Consider the following 26298-nt stretch of genomic DNA (forward strand, 5'->3'; position numbering starts at 1 on the left):
TTACCGTTCATCGGAAGAACTGCCGGATACGCTGGCCCTTGCGTTCGATCTCGACCCGCCAGAACCCCGGATCGGTGCGGAGCATCTTTTCCATGACAGTCGTCGAAGCGACCGCCTCGCCGTTCAGCGAGACGACGATGTCCTGTGGCTGGAAGCCGAGACGACCGGCAGGCGAGCCGCGCGAAACGTCGGTGACGACGACCCCGCTCTTGTCCGTGGGCATGCGCAGTTCCGTGGCGAGTTTCGGTGACAGGTTGGCAATCCGAAGGCCCGCGAAGGGATTACGGCCTTCCAGCACCCGCTCGTCGCGCGGCGTGCTTTCCGGCGCGGAATTGAGCGCAAGCTGGAGGTCGCGCATGCCGTCGGGCGTCTGGACGCTCAATTTCGCTCCCTTGCCGAGGCCCGCCGTCGTCAGTCTGTAGCCGAGCGCATCGGGATGTTCGACTGGAATGCCATTGACGGCCGTGACAACCTCGCCGGGCTTCAATCCTGCCTTGTCGGCCGGACCGCCTTCGACGACACGCGAGACCAGCGCGCCGCGGGCGGCCTTCAAGCCGAGCGCCTCGGCGACATCAGAGGTCACGGCATCGAAGGTCGCGCCGACATAGGGACGGTCGAAGACCGACTTGCCTTCGGAGGCAGCCGCCAGGAAGACCTTGACAAGATTTGCCGGAATGGCGAAGCCGATTCCGTTCGATCCGCCGCCGCGCGAGAAGATCGCGGTGTTGATGCCGATCAGTTCGCCATTCATGTTCATCAGCGCGCCGCCGGAGTTACCGGGATTGATCGACGCGTCGGTCTGGATGAAGAAGCCGAAATCACCCGACGACACCTGGTTGCGGGCAAGCGCCGACACGATGCCGCTTGTGACGGTCTGGCCGACACCAAACGGATTGCCGATCGCGAGCACCAGATCACCGACCTCTGTGCGGTCCGAATCGGCCAGCGGCAGGACCGGGAAATTTTCCTTTGCCTTGATGCGCAACACAGCCAGATCCACGCTCTCGTCCTTCAGGACGAGTTCGCAGGGAAACTCCCGGCCGTCGGCCAAGGCGATCTTGATATCATCAGCGCCTTCGATGACGTGATTGTTGGTAACGACAAGACCGTCGCCGGAGAGAATGACACCGGAACCGAGCGAAGACTGCTTTTCCGAACGGTTCGGCATGCGCTGGCCGAAGAACTGCTCGAAGAAGGGGTCGCCGGAAAACAGGTTCGGGCGCTGCACGACGCGCTCGGCATAGACGTTGACGACGGCACCGGAGGTTTGCTTGACCAGCGGCGAGAACGAGAGCTGCATTTCCTGCCGGCTTTGCGGCACCGTCTTCTGGTCCTGCGCAAAGGCGCCAGCGGGGGCCAATGCCGCGAGCAGGACGACGCTGAGCGAGAGCTGCCTGAGATGCCGTTCGAACGGTCGCTTGAGCTTGCTGGACATGTGATTCCTCTTACAAATTGCTGGATGACGTTGTAGCGCCGCAAGCGGCAAAAGAAAGGTGCCCGGAACCCGATGACGCGTCCTTGCGACCGCGTATATGGGTATCTGGCACAGGCAGGGAAAGACGGTGCCCGACAAAGCCCGCGGGCGGGTGTTGCTGCTTCCAGCTGATCCGGAAAAAGCATCGGCTTTTCAGCACGATCCTAGCCTCCATCATCCTTGCCATCTGGCGCATGTGCATCATCTTTGTCCATGGGAGTTTACGATGCCTTCCAAGGGTCGGCTCCGGAGACTGCACAGAGGAGCGTTCCAGCATGAAAACCATATTCGCGGCCACCGGCGTGGCTGCCCTTGTCCTGAGCGCCGGCCTTTCCCTTGTCCCTCACCCGGCAGCGGCGGCGAGCTTCGATTGCGAGAAGACCGATCTGGTCGCCGACGAGAAGGTGATCTGCGACACGCGCACGCTGAACGATGCCGATGTGAAGATGGTCACGACATTCGACATCCTGACCAGCCTGCTCGCCATGGGCAATCGCGACCAGCTGCGCCAGGAACAAAGCGACTGGTTGAAGAAGCGTCGGGCTTGCGAGGCAGACGTCCAATGCCTGACGACGGCCTATGCGGAGCGGATGAAGCAGTTGCAGGAAGCGTTTAGCGGACTGAGCAAAGAGCCGCTTTAGTCCTTAATCGACGTTCACTGGAAACGATCAAAGACAAAGGCCTCGGTGTTGTGCACCGAGGCCTTCGAAGCTTTGAGATCTCTGTCTGCGGAGTTGGTTCGACCCGAGACTTACTCAGGCAGGATCCGGACCGCGCCCTTGTCCGCACTCGACGCAAATGCCGCATAAGCTTTGAGGGCCGTCGTGACGTTGCGCTTGCGGGGCGCTGACGGCTTCCAGCCGAGTGCATCCTGCTCGTGGCGACGCGCCGAGAGTTCAGCATCCGACACCGCCAGATGGATTGTCCGGTTCGGAATATCGATCTCGATCATGTCACCCTGGCGGACAAGTCCGATCGCGCCACCCTGGGCTGCTTCCGGGGAAGCGTGACCGATCGACAGGCCGGATGTGCCGCCGGAGAAGCGACCGTCGGTGATCAGCGCGCAGGCCTTGCCGAGGCCCTTCGACTTCAGATAGCTGGTCGGGTAGAGCATTTCCTGCATGCCCGGGCCGCCCTTTGGACCTTCGTAGCGGATAACAACGACATCGCCGGCCTTGACCTCGTTGCTGAGGATCGCCTTGACGGACGCATCCTGGCTTTCGAAGACGACAGCGGGACCGCTGAACTTCAGGATCGACTCATCGACGCCTGCGGTCTTCACGATGCAGCCGTCGGCCGCGATGTTGCCGTAGAGAACCGCCAGGCCACCGTCCTTGGAGAAGGGATTTTCAACCGAGCGGATGATGCCCGTGTCGCTATCCGTATCGAGCTCGTCCCAACGCGAAGACTGGCTGAACGCGACCTGAGTGGGAACGCCGCCGGGTGCTGCCTTGAAGAAATCGCGGACGCTCTCGGAATTGGTGCGAGTGATGTCCCAGCGGTCGATCGCATCGCCGAGCGTTGCTTCGTGAACCGTGTAGCAGTCCCGGTTGATCAGGCCGCCGCGCTCCAACTCGCCCAGGATACGCATGATGCCGCCGGCGCGGTGAACGTCTTCCATGTGGACATCGCTCTTGGCAGGCGCGACCTTGGACAGGCACGGCACCTTGCGCGACAGCTTATCGATATCCTCCATGCCGAAATCGACGCCGCCCTCATAGGCAGCCGCCAGGATGTGGAGAACCGTATTGGTCGAGCCGCCCATCGCGATATCGAGCGACATGGCGTTTTCGAACGCCTCCTTGGTGGCGATATTGCGCGGCAGGACCCGTTCGTCATCCTGCTCGTAGTAACGGCGCGCGATATCGACGATCAGGTGACCGGCTTCGACGAACAGGCGACGGCGATCCGAATGGGTGGCGAGCGTCGAGCCATTGCCGGGCAGCGACAGGCCGAGCGCCTCGGTCAGGCAGTTCATCGAGTTTGCGGTGAACATGCCGGAGCACGAGCCGCAGGTTGGACAGGCGGCCTTTTCGATGGCGGTGACGTCTTCGTCCGACATCTTGTCGTCAGCGGCTGCCACCATGGCATCGACGAGGTCGAGCGCAACGGTCTTGCCGTGCAGGACGACCTTGCCGGCCTCCATGGGGCCACCTGAGACGAAGACGGCCGGGATGTTCAGGCGCATGGCGGCATTCAGCATGCCGGGGGTGATCTTGTCGCAGTTGGAGATGCAGACCATGGCGTCGGCGCAGTGGGCGTTGACCATGTACTCGACGGAGTCGGCGATGATCTCGCGCGATGGCAGCGAGTACAGCATGCCGTCGTGGCCCATGGCGATGCCGTCATCGACGGCGATCGTGTTGAACTCCTTGGCGACGCCGCCGGCGGCCTCGATTTCGCGGGCAACCAGCTGGCCGAGATCCTTGAGGTGGACATGGCCCGGCACGAACTGGGTGAAGGAATTGACCACCGCGATGATCGGCTTGCCGAAATCGCCGTCCTTCATGCCGGTGGCGCGCCAGAGGCCGCGCGCGCCAGCCATGTTGCGGCCGTGGGTCGTGGTTCTTGAACGATAGACAGGCATGGTGTTTCCTCGATCGCGTTCAGCAATTGCTATTTACCGCGTTGGATGACGCGGCGCAAAGGACCTTGTTTTCTCCGTCCTACTGCAGGCTAAAGCCAGTGTCACTAGCAATGGGGCGAAAAACAGTACGGTACGGTACGGTTCTCACCAGCGCGGTAAAAATCTGCCCAGCGATGTAGGCGAGGTCGAAGTTTCATAGCGGTTCTGCTTCGGCGTGGCGCTTGAGGAGTGAGGCAACGTCACCGTCCCTCACCCTCTTCTCGTGTCCGCTATCGCTTCGCGCGGAGGTCGTCCGCCGTCACACCGAAATGGTCGAGAACGATGTTGAGGTTGCGGCGGTGCGACTTGAAGAAGACGTCGAACAGATCACCGGCCAGCGGCACGCTGCCGACGACAGAATCGACCGCAAGGTTGCCGATCATCTTTGCAAGCTTGTCGTTCGGCACACCCATGCGGCGGGCCTCGTTGACGATATAGAGGCCAATCAATGCGCCCCCGGCATCGCCCACGAGCGGAACAAGGCCCATGATGGAATCGGCACCAAACCGAAACCGGGTGCCGGGAATACCGATCGCCGTATCCATCATACGGGCGACGCCGTGGATACGCCGCAAACGCCGCAGTCGATCGATCCGGCCCGCATCGGTTTCCGTGAAGCGTTCGCTGGCAGCATCCCAGGTTTTCGTCGCCATACTCACTATCCTTGATTAATGTCAAAGCTGAAATGAGCATGCGATTTCCCGGTTCAAGGCTTAGCGTATGTTTCAACGCTAATTCTTTCACGCAAACGTGGTTTAATGCCTTTCCTCCGCCTCTGTGAAACCAAACCTGTCGGCGGTACGTATAAGCACAGGATAGGCTTTTGCCTGAAGGAGATCCGCCATGCCCGCATTTCGCCCACCCCACATTTCGCCGACTGAGATCACGCCGCGCGACATCTATCTGTCGCGCCGGAATTTCGTGGGCACCGTCGCCGCGGGCGCCGGCCTTTCAGTCCTTGGAGGCTCAAGCGCATTCGCTGCGGCTCTCAGCGCATCGCCCGGCCCCTACAAGCTGGACGAAAAGCTGACGCCTAAAGAAGCCGTCACCACCTACAACAATTTCTACGAGTTCGGCGTCGGCAAGGAAGATCCCTCGCAGAATTCCGGTGCGTTCAAACCGACACCCTGGACCGTCAAGGTCGAGGGCATGGTGGGCAAGCCGAAGGAATTCGGTCTCGACGAGATCCTCAAGATGAAGCTCGAGGAGCGGACATACCGCATGCGCTGTGTCGAGGGATGGTCGATGGTGATCCCGTGGATCGGTTTCCCCCTGGCGGCGATCCTCGACCAGGTCGAGCCGCTTGGCAGCGCGAAATACGTGGCGTTCGAGACGGTCGTGCGTCCCGAGGAAATGCCCGGCCAAGGCGGTCTCTTCCAGGCTCTACCCTGGCCTTATGTCGAAGGCCTGCGCCTTGACGAAGCGCGCCATCCGCTGACCATTCTCGCTGTCGGTCTCTACGGCGAAACGCTGCCCAACCAGAACGGTGCGCCGATCCGGCTCGTGGTGCCGTGGAAGTATGGGTTCAAGGGGATCAAGTCGATCGTCAAGATCAAGCTGGTCGAAGAGCAGCCACAGACCACCTGGAAGAATTCGAACGCCCGGGAATACGGTTTCTATTCCAACGTCAATCCGGCTGTCGACCATCCGCGCTGGAGTCAGGCGACCGAACAGCGAATCGGCGAAGGCGGCTTCTTCGGAACCAAGCGCGTCGATACCCTGCCCTTCAACGGCTATGCGAACGAAGTAGCGAGCCTCTATACCGGAATGGACCTGAAAGCGAACTACTGACCATGCTCTCGATCCCAGCCCTGCCCCGCCGATACCATGCCGCCAGCATCTGGGCACTTTACGTCGTGGGGCTTTGTCCCGCGGCCTGGTACTTCTATCAGGCCGCGACGGGCGGGCTGGGTTTCAATCCGGTCAAGACGTTTGAGCACCTGATCGGCATCTGGGCGTTGCGTTTCATCATCCTGACGCTCGCCGTCACGCCCCTTCGCGATATTCTCGGGATCAACTGGATCCGCTATCGCCGTGCGCTAGGGCTGCTCGCCTTCTATTACGTCGTGTTCCATTTCAGCGTCTATCTCCTGCTCGATCTGCAGCTGAACTTTGGCGCTGTTGGCAGCGATATCGTGCGGCGCCCCTATATCACGATCGGCTTTGCCTGCCTGCTTCTGCTGATCCCGCTCGCGGTGACATCCAACAACTGGTCGATCCGCAAGCTCGGACAGACCTGGGTGAAAATGCACAAGCTGATCTATCTCGTGGCACTGGGCGGCGCGCTCCACTATGTGCTCGCGGTGAAGTCGGTGACGCTCGTTCCGTTTATCCATATCGCAGCGATCGGGCTGCTCCTCGCCTACCGGCCGCTGAGGAAGCCGTTCCTCAACTGGAAACGCGGCAAGGGCCGTCCGGCACGTCCCGCCCCCACGACATAGTGGGCGGCGTCAACGTATGGCAGGTATCGCGCAGGCCTCACCGCCGCCGAATAGTCGCGACCGGGTGAGGAAGCGCTTTTCACGCCCATTGTCGAGCGAGAACATGCCGCCCCTACCGGGCACGACATCGATAATCAGCTGTGTGTGCTTCCAGGCCTCGAACTGGCTCCCGCTGATATAGACCGGCACGCCGCCGATTTCGCCCAGCTTCACGTCGTGGTCGGCAAGCATGAAATCGCCCTTCGGATAGCACATGGGTGACGACCCGTCGCAGCAGCCGCCTGATTGGTGGAACAGGATGTCCGGGTGGTCCGCCTGGATCTCGGCAATGAAGTTCAGCGCGGAATCCGTGGCCGTGACGCGCGGTTCGCCGTTGATTGTCGCATCCATCATGTCATTCCTGTTCGCATCGAGACATTGAAAAGGCTCCCGACCCTGCAGCCGGGAGCCCATGCTTGGGTTGAGATCGATCAGAAGAACCCGAGCTTCTTCGGGCTGTAGCTCACCAGCATGTTCTTGGTCTGCTGGTAGTGGTCGAGCATCATCTTGTGGTTTTCGCGACCAATCCCGGACTGTTTGTACCCGCCAAATGCCGCATGCGCGGGATAGGCGTGATAGCAATTTGTCCAGACGCGGCCGGCCTGGATCTCCCGGCCGAAGCGGTAGGCGCGGTTGCCGTCGCGCGTCCACACGCCGGCGCCGAGCCCGTACAGCGTATCGTTGGCGATCTCGAGCGCCTCTTTTTCATCCTTGAAGGTCGTCACCGACACTACCGGTCCGAAGATCTCCTCCTGGAAGATTCGCATCTTGTTGTGGCCCTTGAAGATCGTCGGCTTGATGTAGTAGCCGTTCGCCAACTCGCCGCCGAGATCGTTCTTGACGCCGCCGGTCAGGACTTCCGCGCCCTCCTGCTTGCCGATGTCGAGATAGGACAGAATCTTTTCCATCTGCTCCGAGGATGCCTGCGCGCCAATCATGGTCGAGCTATCGAGCGGGTTGCCCTGCGTGATGGCTTCGACGCGTTTGACCGCCCGTTCCATGAAACGATCGTAAACCGATTCCTGGATTAGTGCGCGGCTGGGGCATGTGCAGACTTCGCCCTGGTTCAGCGCGAACATCGCAAAGCCTTCCAGCGCCTTGTCGAGGAAATCGTCGTCTTCACTCATCACATCGGCGAAGAAGATGTTCGGCGACTTGCCGCCAAGTTCGAGCGTGACAGGGATAAGGTTTTGGCTGGCATATTGCATGATCAGCCGGCCTGTCGTGGTCTCTCCTGTAAAGGCGATCTTGGCAATCCGGTTGCTGGTCGCAAGAGGTTTTCCGGCTTCGAGGCCGAAACCATTGACGATATTCAGCACGCCGGGTGGCAGGAGGTCACCGACGAGTTCCGCCCAGACCAGAAGCGAGGCCGGCGTCTGCTCGGCCGGTTTGATGACGACGCAGTTGCCGGCGGCAAGCGCCGGTGCAAGCTTCCAGGCGGCCATCAGAATCGGGAAATTCCACGGAATGATCTGGCCGACGACGCCAAGCGGTTCGTGGAAATGATAGGCGACCGTATCGTGGTCGATTTCACTGATCGAACCTTCCTGGGCACGGATGCAGGATGCGAAATAGCGGAAGTGATCGATGGCAAGCGGGATGTCGGCTGCCATTGTCTCACGGATCGGCTTGCCGTTGTCCCAGGTTTCGGCCTGCGCCAGAACTTCCAGCTTGTCTTCCATCCGCTGGGCGATCTTCATCAGGATGTTCGAGCGGTCAGCCGGCGCCATGCGGCCCCATTTTTCCTTGGCGGCGTGGGCAGCGTCGAGCGCCGCATTGACATCCTTTTCGTCAGACCGCGGGATCTCGCAGATCTTGCCGCCGGTGATCGGCGTGACGTTGTCGAAATACTTGCCGCTGATCGGTTCTTTCCACTCACCGCCGATATAGTTGCCGTATTTGAGCTTGAACGGTGACTCAACGATTTTCTGGTGCAGCATGTCATCCTCCCATGATGAACAGGTTCAAAGCGAACCCGATGGAACAGAATCTGCGCTTCTGGCGTGGTGAAAACAGGCCTCACCCGCGATACCGCGATGCACTCTGTCGCAAGTCTGCGACAAAACTCCCCGTCATTGAATGCCAAATCGCTTCATCTTGCGATGCAGGGTGGAACGGCTGACGCCGAGCACCTGGGCTGCCAGCGAGACGTTGCCGTGGACACGAGACAACGCCCGAAGAAGCGCCGAGCGCTCGGCATCGCCCAGGAGTTCGCGCGCATCCCTGCTCGATTCGTTAAGCAGATCGGAGGCCGGGATCCCTTCCGCAATCCGATCGTCGTCCAGACGCAGCGCCGATCGCGCAGCCCGCGTGGCACCGATCACAAGGTCGTCGCGATCTACAGCCAGGAGCGCCATTGGAGATCCCGTCTCACTCGGCACCATCACGAAGCGGGCACCTTGAAACGCGTTTCGGAACATGTTCAGCTCGATCCGGGATGCCGCCTCACGCACCGTCTGCGACAGGATGGCGATCGTGCCTTCGTTTGCGTCACTTCGGCACGTCGAGACATCGAGCGCGCCGGCCAGAACTCCACGGTGATCACGAATAGGCGCAGTCGTGCAGCTCAGATCGATATTGGATGCAAAGAAGTGCTGGTCGCGGATGATCGATGTCGGCCGGTCGTCGGCGATTGCGGTGCCGATCCCGTTGGTGCCGATACTCTCCTCGGTCCAGACCGAGCCGGTCCAGAGGCCGAGCGCACGAAAATCCTTGTCGTCGCCCGCTGCGCCGCGACGGTCAAGCGCGATACCTTTGCTGTCGGTCATCAGGATGCAGCAGCCGGCGCGACCGACGACCATGAACAGCCGATCGAGCTCGTCCCTCGCCTGCCCGATAAGACGCTCCGACTGTTTTCGGGCGACGTCCAGTTCCTGCTCTGTCACCCGCTCCGGCATCCGCCGGTCCTCTGGCGCCAAGTGATGCATGGTCATGCAGCGGCGCCAGGACGCGACTACAGCCGAACTCGCGACAGGGGAATTGGCCGACGCGTAGACTTGGTCGGCATGGGAAACAGGGTCATGCATCGGGCTCCTCCCACCAAATGCGTCACGGCTCGATTGTCGCTAAAAAAACGGGATGTGGCAACAGCGATATAGGGAGCTTCAGTCATTCGGCGGGCCGGTCAGCCAGCCATCCCCCGGACTTGACAGTCACAGTCACCGCAGGCTTCAGTCCGTGCAGCGGAGATGTTTTGATGACACCAGAATCGACTGTGGACGGCGGACGACTATCCCTGCTGGATGTCTATCTTTGCAACCAGCGGCCGTTTGGAGAAATCCACGGTATCACGCGTTTCGTCATCGAGTTTCTCTACTTCGGCATCAAAGAAGCGCGGTCCTGCCTGTTCGCCGGCCTGTTTTTTGTGTCGATCTTCATCGTTCCGCGAACGGGCGTATTCGGCATCCCGCGCTACGACGTTCTGCTGATCATCGCGCTCGCCATCCAGTCCCTGATGATCTGGAGCAAGCTGGAAACCTGGGATGAGGCGAAAGCGATCGGTCTTTTCCACGTGGTTGGCTTTGCGCTCGAAGTGTTCAAGACCTCCGGCAGCATCCAGTCATGGTCATACCCTGACTTCGCCTATACGAAAGTGCTGGGCGTACCGCTGTTTTCCGGCTTCATGTATGCCGCCGTGGGGAGCTACATCATCCAGGCCTGGCGGCTTTTCGATCTGCGGATCCACCACCATCCCAGCTACTGGATGGCTGGCCTGATCGCGATTGCGATCTACGCGAATTTCTTCACCCACCATTTCATCGGTGACTACCGCTGGTATATCGCTGCCTGCGCGCTCGGCCTTTACGCCCGCACGACCGTCACCTACCGACCCTATGATCGTGACAGACGGATGCCGCTTCTGGTCGCCTTCGTGCTGATCGGCTTCTTCATCTGGCTGGCGGAGAACATCTCGACCTTTTTCGGGATCTGGCAATATCCGAACCAGATCGGGGCGTGGTCGGTGGTGCATCTTGGTAAATGGAGTTCGTGGTCCCTGCTGGTGGTGATGACATTCACGATCGTCGCCAATCTCAAGCATATCAAACAGAAGATCTACGTCCCCGTTTGAGGACCCACGCCTCGACAAATGCGGCAGTCCCGATACCGAAAGCGTAAGCTGCGATATTCCACAGGGAAAACACCCGTCCGAGCAACAGTTTGCCGGCCGTCGTCAGTCGAAACGCATCCAACTCGGGCGGGTGATAGAGCCTTGAGAATTCGACGATAAGGGCGATGAGGAATGCCGCAAAGGCGAGCCTGCCGATGTTCACCGATGCGGTCAGCGTGGCCAACGCAAGAAACACCATCGCACACCAGAGAACTGACCCACCGTATTTCACGACAAAGAAGGAAAGACCGAGATCGTAACCGAAGCGGCGCAGCAGAAGCCCCGCGGAGATCACAAGCAGCGTGGCGAGGCAGCGCTGAACGCGTATGGATCGTGGTGCAGTCATGCTCGAGCCCGCCCCCTCATTTCCCAAAAGAAAAGGCCGGGCGTTTCCACCCGGCCTTTTCGAAAAGTGCGATCCTGGGATCGAATTATGCGGCTTCGGCAGTTTCTGCTTCAGCAGCAACGCGAGCCTTGTCGGCTGCGCCCTTGGCATCGACGTCGCGCTCGACGAATTCGATGACAGCCATCGGAGCGTTGTCGCCCTGACGATAGCCGGCCTTCATGATGCGCAGGTAGCCGCCGTTGCGGGTTGCGTAACGCGAAGCGATGGCATCGAACAGCTTGCGAACAGCGTCCTGATCCTGGATCTGCGAGATCGCCTGACGACGAGCGTGCAGGTCGCCGCGCTTGCCGAGGGTGACAAGCTTTTCGACGATCGGGCGAATTTCCTTCGCCTTCGGCAGGGTTGTTACAATCTGCTCATGGGTGATGAGCGAAGCCGCCATGTTGGCAAACATGGCCTTGCGGTGGCTTGCGGTGCGGTTGAGCTTACGGCCCGAATTTCCGTGACGCATGGTGTGTCTCCTTCACTTGCAGGCATTCGCCTGCAGTCTGATCCTGTTAGTATTGGTCTTCGTAACGCTTGGCGAGATCTTCGATGTTTTCCGGCGGCCATGCAGGAACTTCCATACCAAGATGGAGGCCCATGGATGCCAGAACTTCCTTGATCTCGTTCAGCGACTTGCGACCGAAATTCGGAGTGCGGAGCATCTCGGCTTCGGTCTTCTGGATGAGGTCGCCGATATAGACGATGTTGTCGTTCTTCAGGCAGTTGGCCGAACGGACGGAAAGTTCCAGTTCGTCGACCTTCTTGAGGAGTGCCGGGTTGAACGCGAGTTCAGTGACGGCTTCCTCTTCTGCTTCCTTCTGCGGCTCGTCGAAATTGACGAAGACCGACAGCTGATCCTGAAGGATACGAGCGGCGAAGGCTACGGCGTCTTCACCCGAGACCGAACCATCGGTTTCGATGGTCATGGTCAGCTTGTCATAGTCGAGAACCTGGCCTTCACGGGTGTTTTCCACCTTGTAGGACACTTTCTTGACCGGGGAATACAGGCTGTCGACCGGGATGAGACCGATCGGAGCGTCTTCCGCACGGTTACGATCAGCAGGAACATAGCCCTTGCCGTTGTTGACCGTGAATTCCATACGGATCTCAGCACCCTCGTCGAGCGTGCAGATCACGTGGTCGGGGTTGAGGATCTCGATATCGCCAACCGTCTGGATGTCACCAGCGGTAACCGAACCCGGACCCTGCTTGCGCACGACCATGCGCTTGGAATCGTCACCATCCATCTTGATGGCGATTTCCTTGATGTTCAGCACGATGTCCGTCACATCTTCCCGAACGCCGGGGATGGAGGAGAATTCGTGCAAAACGCCGTCGATCTGCACTGCGGTAACAGCAGCACCGCGCAGCGACGACAAAAGTACGCGACGAAGCGCGTTGCCGAGCGTCAGGCCGAAGCCGCGCTCGAGAGGCTCAGCAACAAGCGTTGCCTTTGTACGGCCGGAAGAGGAAAACTCCACCTTGTTCGGCTTAATCAGTTCCTGCCAGTTCTTCTGGATCATGACCTACTACCTTCCGTTCGTTACCACCATCCAATCGTGGTAACCGAGCACGAGGAACACCGGAAATACCCTTCCGGCTATACGGTGAAAGCCGCCTCGACTCTTTCAGGAGACGGAGCGGCTATTACCGGGTTCAGATGAAGATCGCTGCGAAGCGAACTCCAAAAACGTCCATTAGACGCGGCGCTTCTTGCGCGGGCGGCAACCGTTGTGCGGGATCGGGGTCACGTCGCGGATCGAAGTGATCATGAAGCCGGCAGCCTGCAGAGCGCGCAGAGCCGATTCGCGACCGGAACCCGGACCGCAGACTTCGACTTCGAGCGACTTCATGCCGTGCTCCTGAGCCTTCTTGGCGCAGTCTTCGGCAGCGATCTGAGCTGCGAACGGGGTCGACTTGCGCGAACCCTTGAAGCCCTTGGCACCAGCAGACGACCAGGCAATTGCATTGCCCTGTGCGTCGGTGATGGTGATCATCGTGTTGTTGAACGTCGAGTTGACGTGGGCAACGCCCGACGTAATATTTTTGCGTTCGCGGCGGCGTACGCGTGTGGCTTCCTTGGCCATGGTATTCCTTTCGTTGATCTCTGCACCGCCGTAATGCCAGCGGCTCCACCTCAGATCAAACAGTCACGAAAAAGCGGACAGGAGCCCTGCCCGCTTTGCGACTATCGATCCAAAATTACTTCTTCTTACCAGCAATCGCCTTTGCCGGACCCTTGCGGGTGCGGGCATTGGTGTGCGTGCGCTGACCGCGGACCGGAAGGCCACGACGGTGACGCAGGCCGCGATAGCAGCCGAGGTCCATGAGGCGCTTGATGTTCATCGCGGTTTCGCGACGAAGATCACCTTCGACGCGATAATCGCGGTCGATGGTTTCGCGGATCTGCAGGACTTCAGAGTCGGTCAGCTGATGGACGCGCTTTTCAGCGGCAAGACCAACCTTCTCCATAATTTCCTGTGCGAATTTCGGGCCGATCCCGTGAATGTAGGTCAGCGCGATGACAACGCGCTTCGCAGTCGGGATGTTGACGCCAGCGATACGTGCCACGTCTATTCTCCTTGCGTTCCGGTTGCCATCCGGCAAGCGGTACTTCTTCCATGAAAGCGACCTTTGGATACGGTCGCCAGTTCAAACTTCATACGAGACAGGCAAAATGATCGCCCCGGATGTCCTTGCGGGAATCCGCGCCGATCGCTGTAAAACTGTCGCGAGTTGGCGCGGTGTGTAGCGGAATCAGTGCTTGAATGCAACTGCTCCACCCCAAGATTCTTTAACCCATCCAAGACAGTCTCAGAGACTGGCGAGGATCTTTTCGATATCGGCCGTGACAGTATCCATCTCGGCCATGCCATCGACAACCTTGAGCTTGCCTTTGGCATAGTAGTAACCAATGAGCGGCGAGGTTTCCTTGTAGTAAACCTCGAGACGCTTGGTCATGGTCTCGGCGTTGTCGTCCGGCCGACGCTTGAAGTGGGTCGAGCCACACTTGTCGCACGTGCCCTCCGACGAAGGCTTCTTATCCGAGTCGTGGTAGACCGTCCCGCACTGGGCGCAGGAATAGCGACCGGAGACGCGACGGACAAGCTCCTTATCGTCGACGCGAAGTTCAATCACGACGGAAAGATCGAGCCCCTTGGCAGACAGCATCGCCTCAGTGGCGTCCGCCTGCACGAGCGTGCGGGGAAAACCGTCAAGGATGAAACCGTTCGCGCAGTCGGGCGCGTCTATGCGCTCGGAGACGATCGCGTTGACGATCTCGTCAGAGACGAGGTTGCCCGCATCCATGACTGCCTTGGCGCGCTTGCCGACTTCGGTCTCAGCTGCCACGGCTGCCCGCAGCATATCACCAGTGGAGAGCTGCGGAATGCCATGCTTCTCCACGATCCGCTGGGCTTGGGTCCCCTTGCCCGCGCCCGGCGGTCCTAAAAGAATCAGTCTCATCGTCCCCTCTTTCCACCGCGTAGTTTCGACTTCTTGATCAATCCCTCATACTGCTGCGCGATGAGGTGTCCCTGGATCTGCGCAACCGTATCAAGGGTTACACTGACCACGATCAAAAGCGAAGTACCACCAAGGGCTAACGGAACGCCCGTTCTGGCCACCAGGAATTCCGGAAGAATGCAGACCACGACGAGATAGATAGCGCCGACGACCGTGATTCGGGTCAGGACGTAATCGATATATTCCGCGGTACGCTCGCCGGGACGGATGCCGGGAATGAAGCCGCCGTGCTTCTTCAGGTTATCAGCCGTATCCTTCGGGTTGAAGACGATGGCCGTGTAGAAGAAGGCGAAGAACGCGATCAGCATGGCGTAGAACAGCATAAACAGCGGCTGGCCGTGGCCAAGAGCTGCAATGATCCCCGTCGCCCAGTCTGGCAGCTGTGAATTGCCGGCAAAGCCTGCAGCCGTTGCCGGCAGAAGCAGAAGCGAGGATGCAAAGATTGCCGGAATAACGCCCGCTGTATTGAGCTTCAGCGGAAGGTGCGAGGTATCGCCCTGGAACATGCGGTTGCCGACCTGACGCTTCGGATACTGGATCAGGAGCCGGCGCTGGGCGCGTTCAACAAACACGATCAGCGCAATGACGGCGATCGCGACGATGATAACGGTGAGAATCAGAGCCGTCGGCAGAGCGCCGGTACGACCGAGTTCCATTGTGTTGGCGAGCGCGCCAGGAAGGCCTGCGGCAATACCGGCAAAGATGATCAGCGAAATACCGTTGCCGATACCGCGCGAGGTGATCTGCTCACCAAGCCACATCAGGAACATCGTGCCGCCAAGCAGGGTGACGACCGTTGAGAGCGTGAAGAACCAGCCCGGGTTGGACACGATGCCCTGACCGCTCGAAAGGCCGGCAGCGATGCCGTAGGCCTGAAGCGCGCCGAGAATCACGGTGCCGTAGCGAGTGTACTGGTTGATGATTTTGCGACCCGCCTCGCCTTCCTTCTTCAGGTTCTCGAGCGACGGGACGACCGAAGTCATCAGCTGCACGATAATCGAAGCGGAAATGTAAGGCATGATGCCGAGGGCGAAGATCGCCATGCGCTCGACAGCACCACCGGAGAACATGTTGAAGAGGCCGAGAATGCCACCCGACTGACCGCTAAAGGCCTGCGCATAGGCTTCAGGGTTGAGGCCTGGCAGCGGGATATGCGTGCCCAAGCGATAAACAAGAAGCGCTGCCAGCGTGAACCACAGGCGTTTCTTGAGATCTTCCGCCTTGGCGAAAGTTTTGAAATTCAGATTTGAGGCCAGTTGTTCAGCTGCAGAAGCCATGCAATTCTCCGCCCGACCCATCCCCCGGCGGCATGTGCCTTCCGGAACGCAGTCTTGATTCTGTTTTCAGAAAGCTGGGGGCGCGAGATGCTGTCGCAATCGCCTGCCTCACCCATTTTTCCGTCTGATCCCGGTAGCTGACCGGCCGGACTGCCTTGGGGATCGTGAGGCTCACATATGGACATAAAATCACCCGGTGTGAAGCTCACACCGGGTGATTTTCAAACGATTTATTCAGCGGCTGTTTCAGCAACCACGAGCAGCTTGATCGAGCCGCCCGACTTTTCGATCTTTTCGACGGCAGCCTTGGAGGCACCGGCGACTTCGATCGAAACCTTGGTTGTCAGTTCGCCGCCGGACAGGACGCGAACGCCGTCCTTGAGGCGACGGATGACGCCGGCAGCCTTGAGAGCTGCTGCGTCGACAGTCGCGTTTGCGTCGAGTTTGCCAGCATCGATCGCAGTCTGGATACGGCCGAGCGATACGGTTGCGTATTCAGATGCGAAGATGTTGTTGAAGCCGCGCTTCGGAAGACGACGGTAGATTGGCATCTGACCGCCTTCGAAGCCGTTGATCGAGACGCCTGAACGGGCCTTCTGACCCTTGACGCCACGTCCACCGGTCTTGCCCTTGCCGGAACCGATACCGCGACCAACGCGGATACGGTCCTTCGAAGAGCCTTCGTTGTCCTTGATCTCATTCAGTTTCATGGTCAATTCCTCCGTCTCACTTCTCTTCGACGACGCGAACGAGATGCTGGACAGCACGGATCATGCCACGAACGGAAGGAGTATCTTCCAGAGTGCTGGTCCGATGCATCTTGTTGAGGCCAAGACCGATCAGCGTCGCACGCTGTTCGGCCGGGCGGCGGATTGGGCTGCCGATCTGCTGAACGGTAACCGTCTTTGCTTCAGTCTTCTGCGTAGCCTTAGCCATGGTTCAGACTCCTCTTATTCTTCCGACGCATTGCCGGAAGCGGCGCGGCGCGACTGCAGGGTGGCATACTTGAGGCCACGCTGAGCTGCTACGTCCTTCGGATGCACCTGGTGCTTCAGAGCGTCGAACGTTGCGCGAACCATGTTGTATGGGTTCGACGAACCAGTCGACTTCGCAACAACGTCATGGACGCCGAGCGTTTCGAATACAGCGCGCATCGGGCCGCCGGCGATGATACCGGTACCAGCCTTGGCCGAGCGCAGCAGAACCTTGCCGGCGCCGTGACGACCATTGACGTCGTGATGCAGCGTACGGCCGTCACGCAGCGGTACGAAGATCAGATCGCGCTTTGCAGATTCGGTTGCCTTGCGGATGGCTTCCGGCACTTCGCGTGCCTTGCCATGACCGAAGCCAACGCGACCCTTCTGGTCGCCGACGACGACGAGAGCAGCAAAACCGAAACGACGGCCGCCCTTGACGACCTTGGCGACGCGGTTGATCGCGACCAGCTTGTCGACGAATTCGCTATCGCGTTCTTCGCGGTTCTGGCGATCGTTGCCCGAACCTCTTCTTTCCTGTGCCATTGTCCTTTTCCTTTTTCTTTTGCGGGTGGAACGGCAGGTTGAGATTGTCCGGCGTACCGGACGTGATGCGGTAAAACCGCAAATCGCCCGGCCTCCCCTTCTTCAGGCAGACCGGGCGAAATTTCTTAGAAGCTCAGGCCGCCTTCGCGGGCAGCTTCAGCAAGAGCCTTGATGCGGCCGTGGTAGATGAAGGCGCCGCGGTCGAACACGACTTCCGTCACGCCAGCCTTGGCAGCGCGCTCTGCAACCAAGTTGCCAACGGCAGCAGCTGCTGCAACGTCCGCACCGGTCTTCAGCGACTTGCGCAGATCGACGTCGAGCGTGGAAGCGGCTGCAAGCGTGCGGCCGGCCACGTCGTCGATGACCTGAACGTAGATGTTTTTCGAGGAGCGGTGAACCGACAGACGCGGACGGCCATTTGCGACCTTCTTGATCTGACGGCGAACACGGCTCGCACGCTTTGTGAGTGCTTCTTTTCTGGTAGCCATGATCCCGCGTCCTTACTTCTTCTTGCCTTCCTTGCGGACGATCCGTTCCTCAGCGTACTTGACGCCTTTGCCCTTGTAGGGCTCTGGACCGCGGTATTCGCGGATTTCCGCTGCTACCTGACCGACCTGCTGTTTATTAATGCCGGAGACGATGATTTCCGTCGGCTTCGGCACGGCAATGGTGATGCCTTCCGGGGTCTGATAGACCACGTCGTGGCTGAAACCGAGAGCCAGCTGCAGGTTCTTGCCCTGCAGCGACGCGCGGTAACCAACGCCGTTGATTTCAAGCTTGCGCTCGAAACCGTCCTTCACACCCTTCAGGATGTTTTCGATCATCGTGCGGGACATGCCCCACTTCGAACGAGCATCCTTGGAATCGTTGACCGGAGTCACCGAAATGGCATTGTCTTTAATTTCAAGCTTGATTTCGTCGTTAGCGACGAAGAAAAGCTCGCCCTTCGGGCCCTTGGCAGTGACTTTCTGGCCATCAACCGAGGCCGTGATCCCTGCAGGAACCTGAACGGGCTTTTTACCGATACGAGACATTATTCAATCCTGTCTGTTCGCTAGGGAGATCCTTGCGCAGTCTTAGAAGACCGAGCAAAGAACCTCGCCGCCTACGTTCTGTTCGCGAGCCTGGTGATCGGCCATCACGCCCTTCGGAGTCGAAAGGATGGTGATGCCGAGGCCGTTCGCGACCTGAGGGATGGACTTGACCGAGACATAAACTCGGCGGCCCGGCTTGGACACGCGGCCGATCTCACGGATCACCGACGCGCCTTCGTAGTACTTCAGCTCGATTTCGATCTCGGCCTTGCCGTTGCCAAAATCGGTTTCAGTGTAACCGCGGATGTAGCCTTCAGCCTGCAGCACGTCGAGAACGCGAACGCGCAGCCTGGAGGCTGGCGTCGAAACGGTCGACTTGCGGCGGGAAGCGCCGTTGCGGATACGTGTGAGCATATCGCCCAAGGGATCAGTCATGGTCATCTAACGATCTCCTTACCAGCTCGACTTGACGATGCCCGGCACTTTGCCGAGGCTGCCGAGTTCGCGAAGTGCAATACGCGACATCTTAAGCTTGCGATAGAAAGCGCGTGGGCGACCGGTGACTTCGCAACGGTTGCGGATACGCGTCTTCGAGCCATCGCGCGGCAGAGAAGCGAGCTTGATAGTTGCCTTGAACCGCTCTTCGATCGGAAGTTCCTGGTTCATGATGGTCGCCTTCAATACAGCACGCTTGGCTGCATGGTCCGCGACGGTCTTGCGGCGGCGCTTGTTCTTTTCAACTGCGCTGGTTTTCGCCATATCGGAGTTCCTTTTAAACGCTCGTCGTTACGGTTACTGGCGGAACGGGAAGTTGAACTCTTTCAGGAGAGCCCGTGCTTCGTCGTCGTTGGTAGCCGTCGTGCAAACGATGATGTCCATGCCCCACATCTGATCAACCTTGTCGTAGTTGATCTCCGGGAACACAATGTGTTCCTTGATGCCCATGGCGAAGTTGCCACGGCCGTCAAAGGACTTCGGGTTCAGGCCGCGAAAGTCGCGAACGCGCGGAAGCGCGATGTTGACCAGTCGATCCATGAATTCGTACATGCGGGCGCCGCGAAGCGTAACCTTGGCACCGATCGGCATGAATTCGCGAACCTTGAAGCCCGCGATGGAATTCCGTGCCTTGGTGATGACCGGCTTCTGGCCGGCGATCGCTGCGAGGTCGGCTGCTGCAACCGTTGGCTTCTTGCTGTCGGCAGTTGCTTCGCCCACACCCATGTTGATGACGATCTTGTCCAGCTTGGGGATCATCATGTCGTTGGAGTAGGAAAACTGCTCCTTCAGCGCGGCGCGGATGCGGGAAACGTATTCCGCCTTGAGCCGCGGCTCATACTTGGACTCAGCCATCGATCACATCTCCCGTACGCTTGGCGACACGCACCTTCTTACCGTCGACGACCGAGAAACCAACGCGAGTTGGCTTACCGTCTTTCGCGGCAACCGCGATGTTCGACAGATGGATGGACGCTTCCTTGTTGATGATGCCAGCTTCCTGCGTCTGCGACTGACGCTGGTGGCGCTTCACCATGTTGATGCCGCGAACGACCGCACGGTCTTCCTTCGGCATAACCTGGATTACTTCACCGGTGCGGCCCTTGTCCTTGCCGGTCAGTACGACGACGTTGTCGCCCTTCTTGATCTTCTGCATATCTCTCGCTCCTTACAGAACTTCAGGAGCCAGCGAGATGATCTTCATGTGGTTCTTAGCACGAAGTTCGCGCGGAACCGGTCCGAAGATACGGGTGCCGATCGGCTCTTTCTTGTTGTCGATGAGGACCGCTGCGTTGTTGTCGAAGCGGATGACGCTGCCGTCGGCGCGACGGATGTCCTTGGCGGTACGCACAACCACCGCCTTCATCACGTCACCCTTCTTCACGCGGCCGCGCGGAATAGCTTCCTTGATCGAAACGACGATAACGTCGCCGATCGAAGCGTACTTGCGCTTGGAGCCGCCCAGCACCTTGATGCACATGACACGACGTGCGCCGGAATTATCCGCCACGTCGAGGTTTGTTTGCATCTGAATCATGTCAGGTCGCCTTTTTCTAATGACCAACTATCCGCGCGCATGAATACGAACGGAGCTGGCTATGAACACATTTTCAGTATGCGCGGGATCGGTCTTGCCAAGGTGGTTTCCCTAAGTGGGACCTTCCGTGCGCTGAAAGCAAAAGAACGCTCGTTTCCGAGCGTTCTACGCCAGTGGCGTGCTTCTTACAGGATTCTGTGTCCGACGCAAGGGCCTGACGCAAAATCCTGAAGTCTTTAAGCCTGGGCGTTGATAACCGTCCAGGTCTTGTCTTTGGAGATCGGGGCGCATTCCTGAATGGAAACTACGTCACCAACCTTGAACTGGTTGTTTTCGTCATGGGCCTTATACTTCTTGGACCGGCGAACGGTCTTCTGAAGCAAAGGGTGAGCGAAGCGGCGCTCGACGCGGACAACAACGGTCTTCTCGTTCTTGTCGGAAACGACTACGCCCTGCAGAATGCGTTTCGGCATATTATTCTTCCTTTAGGCCTTGGCTTCTGCCGCCTTCTGGCGGGCAATGGTTTTCACGCGAGCGATATCCTTGCGGACCTCGGTGATGCGCGAGGATTTCTCGAGCTGGCCGGTGGCCTTCTGGAAGCGCAGGTTAAACTGCTCCTTCTTCAGGTCAGCAAGCTTGTCCTTGAGCTGGTCGGCGGTCAGGCCGCGTACGTCTTCGGCTTTCATCGTGCCTTCTCCTTAATCTGCGATGCGCTGTACGAAGCGCGTCGTGACCGAGAGCTTGGCAGACCCGAGGCGAAGTGCCTCGCGCGCGATCTCTTCCGAAACGCCGTCGATCTCGAACATGATACGACCAGGCTTGACCTTGCAAGCCCAGTATTCGACAGAACCCTTACCCTTACCCATGCGCACTTCGGTCGGCTTTGCCGTGACCGGTACGTCTGGGAATACGCGGATCCATACACGACCCGCACGCTTCATATAACGTGTGATCGCGCGGCGAGCCGCTTCGATCTCACGTGCGTTGACGCGGTTAGGTTCCTGAGCCTTCAGACCGAATTCGCCGAATGCGAGGTCGAAGCCACCCTTGGCAACGCCCTTGATGCGGCCCTTGAACTGCTTGCGGAACTTGGTACGCTTTGGCTGCAACATTTTATTACTTCTCCGAGCTTATCTTTCGCCAGCGCTAATCAAGCGTTTTCACGTTCGCGGCGACGGTCGCCACGATCGCCACGCTCACGGCTTGCCGGACCCTGCGCATCGCCTTCCAGCGCGCGACGTTCCGACGCCATCGGATCGTGCTCAAGGATTTCGCCCTTGAAGATCCAGACCTTGATGCCGCAGATACCGAATGCGGTTTCGGCTTCAGCCGTACCGTAGTCGATGTCGGCGCGCAGTGTGTGCAACGGCACGCGGCCTTCGCGGTACCATTCGGTACGAGCGATTTCCGCGCCACCGAGACGGCCGGCGCAAGTGATCTTGATGCCTTCGGCGCCAAGACGCATGGCGGACTGAACAGCACGCTTCATCGCACGGCGGAAAGCCACGCGGCGTTCGAGCTGCTGGGCGATCGACTGGGCAACGAGCGTTGCGTCGACTTCCGGCTTGCGCACTTCAACGATGTTGAGGTGCGTTTCGGAGTTGGTCATCGTCGAGATCTTCTTGCGAAGCTTCTCGATGTCCGCGCCCTTTTTGCCGATGATCAGACCTGGACGAGCCGAGTGGATCGTGACGCGGCACTTCTTGTGCGGACGCTCGATAACCACCTTGGCGATGCCGGCCTGCTTCAGCTCGGACATCAGGTATGCGCGGATCTTCAGGTCTTCATGAAGCAGCTGGCCGTATTCGGCGTTGTCGGCGAACCAACGGCTGTCCCATGTACGGTTGATGCCGAGGCGAAAACCGATAGGATTGATTTTCTGACCCATTATGCGGCCTCCCCTTTTTCCTCGACTTCGCGAACGACGATCGTCAGATGCGCGAACGGCTTTTCGATCCGCGATGCACGGCCACGGCCGCGAGCGTGGAAACGCTTCATCGTGATCGACTTGCCGACGTAGGCTTCCGCTACGATCAGCGTGTCGACGTCGAGGTCATGGTTGTTTTCGGCGTTGGCGATAGCGGACTCGAGAGTCTTCTTCACCGTGCCTGCGATGCGCTTGCGGGAGAACTCGAGTTCTGCCAGAGCGCGTTCAACCTTCTTGCCGCGGATCATGGCGGCAACCAGGTTTAGCTTCTGCGGGCTGACGCGAAGCGTACGGGCGACTGCCTGTGCTTCGTTGTCCTTCAGCCGGCGTTCGGTCTTTGCCTTCGCCATGATTACTTCCTCTTCGCCTTCTTGTCCGCGCCGTGACCGTAATAGGTCCGGGTGGGAGCGAATTCACCAAACTTGTGTCCGACCATGTCTTCGTTGACGCTGACCGGCACGTGCTTGTTGCCGTTGTAGACGCCGAACGTCAGACCGACAAACTGCGGCAAGATCGTGGACCGACGGGTCCACATCTTGATTACTTCACTGCGTCCGCCTTCGCGCACCTTCTCAGCCTTCTTGAGAAGATAGCCGTCAACAAACGGACCTTTCCAAACTGAACGAGCCATTTAACGACTTCCTCTCTTACTTCTTGACGTGGCGCGAGCGCATGATGAACTTGTCCGTGGACTTGTTCGAACGCGTGCGCTTGCCCTTGGTGGGCTTGCCCCACGGGGACACCGGATGGCGTCCACCAGAGGTACGGCCTTCACCACCGCCGTGCGGGTGGTCGACCGGGTTCATGACAACGCCGCGGTTATGCGGACGCTTGCCACGCCATACGGTACGACCGGCCTTGCCGTCGTTGATGTTGCCGTGATCGGGGTTGGAGACAGCACCGATTGACGCCAGGCAGGAGCCCGGAACGAGACGCTGTTCACCAGAGTTGAGGCGCAGGATCGCCATGCCGGCATCGCGGCCGACGAGCTGCACATAGGTGCCGGCGGAGCGAGCAATCTGACCGCCCTTGCCTGGCTTCATTTCGACGTTGTGAACGATCGAACCAACCGGGATGAACTGCAGCGGCATGGTGTTGCCGGGCTTCACGTCGACAGCCTTCGAGGAAGCGATGACCTTGTCGCCTGCAGCAAGACGCTGCGGAGCGATGATGTAGGCCTGTTCGCCGTCCGTGTAGGTGACGAGCGCGATGAACGCGGTACGGTTAGGGTCGTATTCCAGACGCTCGACCGTCCCTTCAATGTCGAACTTGCGACGCTTGAAGTCGACCAGGCGATAGGTACGCTTGTGACCACCGCCGATGAAGCGGGCAGTGATACGACCGTTGTTGTTGCGACCACCGCTCTTGGACAGACCTTCAGTCAGCGACTTGAGGGGCTTGCCCTTCCAGAGGCCCGAACGGTCGACGATAACCAGCTGACGCTGGCTCGGGGTCGTCGGATTATAGCTTTTCAGTGCCATTTTTCTTTACCTCAGAGACCGGTGGAGATGTCGATCGTCTGACCTTCGGCCAGGGTTACGACAGCCTTCTTGACGTCCTTCTGCTTGCCGATGAAGCCCTTGAAGCGCTTCACCTTGCCCTTGCGGACCAGCGTATTGACGGCAGTGACCTTCACACCGAAGAGAGCTTCCACGGCAGCCTTGATTTCCGGCTTCGAAGCAGTCTTGGCAACGTTGAAGACGATCTGGTTATACTCGGAAACCAGTGTCGACTTTTCGGTGATCGAAGGAGATACGATCACATCATAGTGGCGAATGTCGGTCACTTGAAACGCTCCTCGAGGGCTTCAACCGCAGCCTTGGAAAGCACGAGCTTACCGCGACGCAGGATGTCGTAAACATTGATGCCCTGGACCGGCAGAACGTCCACATTCGGGATGTTCTGGGCTGCGAGCTTGAAGTTGCTGTCGAGCTCAGCACCGCCGATGAACAGCACGTTGGTGAGGCCGAGCGATGCGAACGTACCGACGAGAGCCTTGGTCTTTGCTTCAGAAGCAACCAGGTTGTCGATGACGATCAGATCTTCAGACTTCAGCTTTGCAGACAGAGCGTGACGCAGAGCAAGAGCGCGAACCTTCTTAGGAAGATCATGCTCGTGGCTGCGAACGACCGGGCCGTGTGCACGACCACCGCCGCGGAACTGCGGAGCGCGAGCCGAATGGTGACGAGCGCGGCCCGTACCCTTCTGCTTGAACATCTTCGCACCGGTGCGAGCAATCTCGGAACGGCTCTTGGTCTTGTGCGTGCCCTGCTGCTTCTTAGCGAGCTGGTAACGCACCATACGTGCGAGGATATCCTCGCGTGGGTCGAGGCCGAAAATCGCGTCCGACAGGGAAACCTGGCCGGCGTCTTTTCCCTCGAGGGTCTTGACGTTGAATTCCATAATAGCTGGCTCCCTTACTTCGCGGCCGACTTGACGGCGTCGCGAACTTCAATCCAGGCGCCCTTGGAGCCGGGAACGGCACCCTTGACGAGGATCAGTCCGCGGTCTTCATCCGTCGAGACGATTTCGAGGTTTTGCGTGGTGATACGCGTCTGGCCCATGTGACCAGCCATGCGCTTGCCCTTCCAGACCTTGCCCGGATCCTGGTTGTTACCAGTCGAACCGTGCGAACGGTGCGACACGGAAACACCGTGGGTCGCCCGCAGACCACCGAAGTTATGGCGCTTCATAGCACCGGCAAAACCCTTACCGATCGAAGTGCCGGTGACATCCACCAGCTGACCAGCAGCAAAATGACCAGCCTTCAGCTCAGTGCCGACGTCGATCAAATTTTCTTCGGAAACGCGAAACTCAACGAGCTTCGACTTCGGCTCGACATTAGCGATGGCGAAGTTGCCACGCATAGCCTTGGAGGTGTTCTTTACCTTGGCGACGCCAGCACCGAGCTGAACGGCAACATAGCCATTCTTCTCAACAGTGCGCTGTGCGACAACCTGGCAGCTCTCCAGCCGCAAAACGGTAACCGGGATGTGCTCACCAGCGTCGTTATAGACGCGGGTCATTCCCACTTTCTGTGCAATTACACCCGAACGCATCGGTTCAATCCTTCTCACTCAGCTCGAGACATAAGCCTCAGAGCTTGATCTCAACATCGACACCTGCGGCGAGGTCGAGCTTCATCAGCGCGTCCACGGTCTGTGGTGTCGGGTCTACGATATCGAGAAGGCGCTTGTGTGTGCGCATCTCGAACTGCTCGCGGCTTTTCTTGTCGATGTGGGGGGACCGGTTAACCGTAAACTTCTCGATGCGAGTCGGAAGCGGAACGGGGCCCCGGACGCTTGCGCCGGTGCGCTTCGCCGTCGACACGATCTCACGCGTCGAAGCGTCGAGAATGCGGTGATCGAACGCCTTCAGGCGAATGCGGATATTTTGGCCGTTCATTCGACGTTATCCTTGTTTCTTGTTTCCACGTGCCAACGTTACAGCACGAGTTGTTCGTTATCCTAAGGCGGGACCACCAGTGTCAAAGATCGAACGGGTGCGCCAACAGCGGCAGTCCGTTCTCGTCTCCAGGCCGAAGGCCCACCTTAATGTCTCTGGCAATTGCCTGCCTCGATAAAACGAAGCAAGGCGCAAATAGCGCTCGCGCGCCATTTGCTACATTTTCATGTCATAAGCAAGTCAGCAGGGCCAACTTGCTTAAAAAAAGTGAACCGGGCGGGACCCGAAGAACCCGCCCTGCCCTCTGATTTGTTACTCGATGATCGAGGCAACGATGCCGGCGCCGACGGTACGACCGCCTTCGCGGATCGCGAAGCGGAGCTTTTCTTCCATCGCGATTGGAACGATCAGCTCGACTTCAACGGTGACGTTGTCGCCTGGCATAACCATTTCCGTGCCTTCAGGAAGCGAAACGATACCGGTCACGTCCGTTGTACGG

The 26298-nt window shown here is 59.0% G+C and carries 38 protein-coding genes and 1 pseudogene; 4 read left to right on the forward strand and 35 right to left on the reverse strand.

The annotated features are described in order from the left end of the window. Window positions 1-7: 7 nt before the first annotated feature. Complete coding sequence (locus tag G6K99_RS13495) at window positions 8-1435, reverse strand: DegQ family serine endoprotease (protein ID WP_174196774.1); 1428 nt, start codon at window positions 1433-1435, stop codon at window positions 8-10. 314 nt (window positions 1436-1749) lie between these two features. Between G6K99_RS13495 and G6K99_RS13500 the strand changes: the two genes are divergently transcribed. Continuing rightward, entirely contained in the window at window positions 1750-2115 is a 366-nt protein-coding gene (locus tag G6K99_RS13500; protein WP_174196775.1) for a lysozyme inhibitor LprI family protein, read from the forward strand. A gap of 110 nt (window positions 2116-2225) precedes the next feature. Here G6K99_RS13500 and ilvD read toward each other — a convergent pair whose 3' ends face one another. After that, window positions 2226-4061: a dihydroxy-acid dehydratase gene (gene ilvD, locus G6K99_RS13505; RefSeq protein WP_062457685.1), complete on the reverse strand. Its 1836-nt coding sequence runs from the start codon at window positions 4059-4061 to the stop codon at window positions 2226-2228. Between the two features lie 269 nt (window positions 4062-4330). Beyond that, entirely contained in the window at window positions 4331-4753 is a 423-nt protein-coding gene (locus G6K99_RS13510) for a DUF4112 domain-containing protein (protein ID WP_062457688.1), read from the reverse strand. Window positions 4754-4943: 190 nt separating this feature from the next. Between G6K99_RS13510 and msrP the strand changes: the two genes are divergently transcribed. After that, window positions 4944-5891: a protein-methionine-sulfoxide reductase catalytic subunit MsrP gene (gene msrP / locus G6K99_RS13515; protein ID WP_062580278.1), complete on the forward strand. Its 948-nt coding sequence runs from the start codon at window positions 4944-4946 to the stop codon at window positions 5889-5891. A 2-nt stretch (window positions 5892-5893) separates the two neighbouring features. Then, window positions 5894-6541: a protein-methionine-sulfoxide reductase heme-binding subunit MsrQ gene (gene msrQ / locus G6K99_RS13520; RefSeq protein ID WP_113110995.1), complete on the forward strand. Its 648-nt coding sequence runs from the start codon at window positions 5894-5896 to the stop codon at window positions 6539-6541. A 9-nt stretch (window positions 6542-6550) separates the two neighbouring features. Here the strand turns inward: msrQ and G6K99_RS13525 are convergent, their stop codons facing one another. From G6K99_RS13525 to G6K99_RS13535, 3 genes are all read right to left on the reverse strand, one after another. Then, window positions 6551-6931, reverse strand: a complete 381-nt coding sequence (locus tag G6K99_RS13525; protein WP_062457697.1) for a DUF779 domain-containing protein — start codon at window positions 6929-6931, stop codon at window positions 6551-6553. Between the two features lie 80 nt (window positions 6932-7011). Beyond that, window positions 7012-8520: an aldehyde dehydrogenase gene (adh, locus tag G6K99_RS13530; RefSeq protein WP_092662043.1), complete on the reverse strand. Its 1509-nt coding sequence runs from the start codon at window positions 8518-8520 to the stop codon at window positions 7012-7014. Between the two features lie 132 nt (window positions 8521-8652). Then, the gene (locus tag G6K99_RS13535; protein ID WP_174196776.1) at window positions 8653-9606 is read right to left on the reverse strand and encodes a helix-turn-helix domain-containing protein; all 954 of its coding nucleotides are present in this window, start codon (window positions 9604-9606) and stop codon (window positions 8653-8655) included. Window positions 9607-9776: 170 nt separating this feature from the next. Here G6K99_RS13535 and G6K99_RS13540 point away from each other — a divergent pair, with 170 nt between their 5' ends. Beyond that, window positions 9777-10649, forward strand: a complete 873-nt coding sequence (locus tag G6K99_RS13540) for a DUF817 domain-containing protein (RefSeq protein WP_174196777.1) — start codon at window positions 9777-9779, stop codon at window positions 10647-10649. Here G6K99_RS13540 and G6K99_RS13545 read toward each other — a convergent pair. The 29 genes and pseudogenes from G6K99_RS13545 to tuf all read right to left on the reverse strand — a co-directional run. Continuing rightward, window positions 10621-11034 carry a DUF2809 domain-containing protein gene (locus G6K99_RS13545; protein ID WP_174196778.1) on the reverse strand — a complete coding sequence of 138 codons (414 nt, stop codon included), beginning with the start codon at window positions 11032-11034 and terminating at the stop codon, window positions 10621-10623. The two genes, G6K99_RS13540 and G6K99_RS13545, sit on opposite strands and share 29 nt — an antisense overlap. 85 nt (window positions 11035-11119) lie before the next feature. After that, window positions 11120-11545 carry a 50S ribosomal protein L17 gene (gene rplQ, locus G6K99_RS13550; protein WP_062457711.1) on the reverse strand — a complete coding sequence of 142 codons (426 nt, stop codon included), beginning with the start codon at window positions 11543-11545 and terminating at the stop codon, window positions 11120-11122. A gap of 46 nt (window positions 11546-11591) precedes the next feature. Then, a complete protein-coding gene (locus G6K99_RS13555) occupies window positions 11592-12602 on the reverse strand; it encodes a DNA-directed RNA polymerase subunit alpha (protein ID WP_062457714.1) in 1011 nt (336 codons plus the stop codon). A 174-nt stretch (window positions 12603-12776) separates the two neighbouring features. Beyond that, on the reverse strand, window positions 12777-13166 hold the full coding sequence (gene rpsK, locus G6K99_RS13560; protein WP_007766864.1) for a 30S ribosomal protein S11: 390 nt from the start codon (window positions 13164-13166) through the stop codon (window positions 12777-12779). Window positions 13167-13281: 115 nt separating this feature from the next. After that, window positions 13282-13650, reverse strand: coding sequence for a 30S ribosomal protein S13 (rpsM, locus tag G6K99_RS13565; protein ID WP_062457717.1), 369 nt, complete (start codon window positions 13648-13650; stop codon window positions 13282-13284). Window positions 13651-13893: 243 nt separating this feature from the next. Next, window positions 13894-14544 (reverse strand): adenylate kinase, encoded by a 651-nt coding sequence (locus G6K99_RS13570; RefSeq protein ID WP_062580269.1) that lies wholly within the window; start codon window positions 14542-14544, stop codon window positions 13894-13896. Continuing rightward, window positions 14541-15881 (reverse strand): preprotein translocase subunit SecY, encoded by a 1341-nt coding sequence (gene secY / locus G6K99_RS13575; protein WP_062457722.1) that lies wholly within the window; start codon window positions 15879-15881, stop codon window positions 14541-14543. Before secY ends, G6K99_RS13570 begins: the two co-directional genes overlap by 4 nt. Before the next feature lie 230 nt (window positions 15882-16111). Then, complete coding sequence (gene rplO, locus G6K99_RS13580) at window positions 16112-16591, reverse strand: 50S ribosomal protein L15 (RefSeq protein ID WP_062457725.1); 480 nt, start codon at window positions 16589-16591, stop codon at window positions 16112-16114. Window positions 16592-16607: 16 nt separating this feature from the next. After that, window positions 16608-16817, reverse strand: coding sequence for a 50S ribosomal protein L30 (gene rpmD, locus G6K99_RS13585; RefSeq protein ID WP_062457727.1), 210 nt, complete (start codon window positions 16815-16817; stop codon window positions 16608-16610). Between the two features lie 14 nt (window positions 16818-16831). Continuing rightward, window positions 16832-17401 carry a 30S ribosomal protein S5 gene (rpsE, locus tag G6K99_RS13590; protein ID WP_062457730.1) on the reverse strand — a complete coding sequence of 190 codons (570 nt, stop codon included), beginning with the start codon at window positions 17399-17401 and terminating at the stop codon, window positions 16832-16834. A gap of 125 nt (window positions 17402-17526) precedes the next feature. Continuing rightward, window positions 17527-17889, reverse strand: a complete 363-nt coding sequence (gene rplR, locus G6K99_RS13595) for a 50S ribosomal protein L18 (RefSeq protein WP_174196779.1) — start codon at window positions 17887-17889, stop codon at window positions 17527-17529. A 12-nt stretch (window positions 17890-17901) separates the two neighbouring features. Continuing rightward, window positions 17902-18435 (reverse strand): 50S ribosomal protein L6, encoded by a 534-nt coding sequence (gene rplF, locus G6K99_RS13600; protein WP_062457738.1) that lies wholly within the window; start codon window positions 18433-18435, stop codon window positions 17902-17904. A 42-nt stretch (window positions 18436-18477) separates the two neighbouring features. Further along, entirely contained in the window at window positions 18478-18876 is a 399-nt protein-coding gene (gene rpsH, locus G6K99_RS13605) for a 30S ribosomal protein S8 (protein ID WP_062457741.1), read from the reverse strand. Between the two features lie 12 nt (window positions 18877-18888). Beyond that, complete coding sequence (gene rpsN, locus G6K99_RS13610; RefSeq protein ID WP_062457744.1) at window positions 18889-19194, reverse strand: 30S ribosomal protein S14; 306 nt, start codon at window positions 19192-19194, stop codon at window positions 18889-18891. Between the two features lie 33 nt (window positions 19195-19227). Then, on the reverse strand, window positions 19228-19785 hold the full coding sequence (gene rplE / locus G6K99_RS13615; protein ID WP_062457747.1) for a 50S ribosomal protein L5: 558 nt from the start codon (window positions 19783-19785) through the stop codon (window positions 19228-19230). Next, window positions 19778-20086 carry a 50S ribosomal protein L24 gene (gene rplX, locus G6K99_RS13620; RefSeq protein ID WP_062457750.1) on the reverse strand — a complete coding sequence of 103 codons (309 nt, stop codon included), beginning with the start codon at window positions 20084-20086 and terminating at the stop codon, window positions 19778-19780. The genes rplE and rplX overlap by 8 nt, the downstream gene beginning before the upstream one ends. A gap of 12 nt (window positions 20087-20098) precedes the next feature. Beyond that, entirely contained in the window at window positions 20099-20467 is a 369-nt protein-coding gene (gene rplN / locus G6K99_RS13625; protein WP_052638136.1) for a 50S ribosomal protein L14, read from the reverse strand. Window positions 20468-20703: 236 nt separating this feature from the next. Next, on the reverse strand, window positions 20704-20940 hold the full coding sequence (gene rpsQ / locus G6K99_RS13630; protein WP_062457753.1) for a 30S ribosomal protein S17: 237 nt from the start codon (window positions 20938-20940) through the stop codon (window positions 20704-20706). Window positions 20941-20952: 12 nt separating this feature from the next. Then, a complete protein-coding gene (gene rpmC / locus G6K99_RS13635; protein ID WP_007770142.1) occupies window positions 20953-21153 on the reverse strand; it encodes a 50S ribosomal protein L29 in 201 nt (66 codons plus the stop codon). Between the two features lie 12 nt (window positions 21154-21165). Next, window positions 21166-21579: a 50S ribosomal protein L16 gene (gene rplP / locus G6K99_RS13640; protein ID WP_062457756.1), complete on the reverse strand. Its 414-nt coding sequence runs from the start codon at window positions 21577-21579 to the stop codon at window positions 21166-21168. 38 nt (window positions 21580-21617) lie between these two features. Next, entirely contained in the window at window positions 21618-22355 is a 738-nt protein-coding gene (gene rpsC / locus G6K99_RS13645; RefSeq protein ID WP_062457759.1) for a 30S ribosomal protein S3, read from the reverse strand. Next, on the reverse strand, window positions 22355-22744 hold the full coding sequence (gene rplV, locus G6K99_RS13650; RefSeq protein WP_062457763.1) for a 50S ribosomal protein L22: 390 nt from the start codon (window positions 22742-22744) through the stop codon (window positions 22355-22357). Before rplV ends, rpsC begins: the two co-directional genes overlap by 1 nt. A gap of 2 nt (window positions 22745-22746) precedes the next feature. Beyond that, a complete protein-coding gene (gene rpsS, locus G6K99_RS13655; RefSeq protein WP_062457765.1) occupies window positions 22747-23025 on the reverse strand; it encodes a 30S ribosomal protein S19 in 279 nt (92 codons plus the stop codon). Between the two features lie 16 nt (window positions 23026-23041). Further along, window positions 23042-23875 (reverse strand): 50S ribosomal protein L2, encoded by an 834-nt coding sequence (rplB, locus tag G6K99_RS13660; protein ID WP_062457768.1) that lies wholly within the window; start codon window positions 23873-23875, stop codon window positions 23042-23044. An 11-nt stretch (window positions 23876-23886) separates the two neighbouring features. After that, window positions 23887-24180, reverse strand: a complete 294-nt coding sequence (locus G6K99_RS13665) for a 50S ribosomal protein L23 (protein WP_062457771.1) — start codon at window positions 24178-24180, stop codon at window positions 23887-23889. After that, window positions 24177-24797, reverse strand: a complete 621-nt coding sequence (rplD, locus tag G6K99_RS13670) for a 50S ribosomal protein L4 (protein WP_062457774.1) — start codon at window positions 24795-24797, stop codon at window positions 24177-24179. Before rplD ends, G6K99_RS13665 begins: the two co-directional genes overlap by 4 nt. Before the next feature lie 14 nt (window positions 24798-24811). Continuing rightward, window positions 24812-25453 carry a 50S ribosomal protein L3 gene (rplC, locus tag G6K99_RS13675; RefSeq protein ID WP_062457777.1) on the reverse strand — a complete coding sequence of 214 codons (642 nt, stop codon included), beginning with the start codon at window positions 25451-25453 and terminating at the stop codon, window positions 24812-24814. A gap of 37 nt (window positions 25454-25490) precedes the next feature. Next, entirely contained in the window at window positions 25491-25799 is a 309-nt protein-coding gene (rpsJ, locus tag G6K99_RS13680) for a 30S ribosomal protein S10 (protein ID WP_003547547.1), read from the reverse strand. Between the two features lie 312 nt (window positions 25800-26111). Then, window positions 26112-26298: pseudogene (gene tuf / locus G6K99_RS13685) on the reverse strand (elongation factor Tu); the annotation flags it as partial.

The organism is Neorhizobium sp. AL 9.2.2 (genome assembly GCF_013317225.1).
Classification (GTDB): Bacteria; Pseudomonadota; Alphaproteobacteria; order Rhizobiales; family Rhizobiaceae; genus Neorhizobium; species Neorhizobium soli.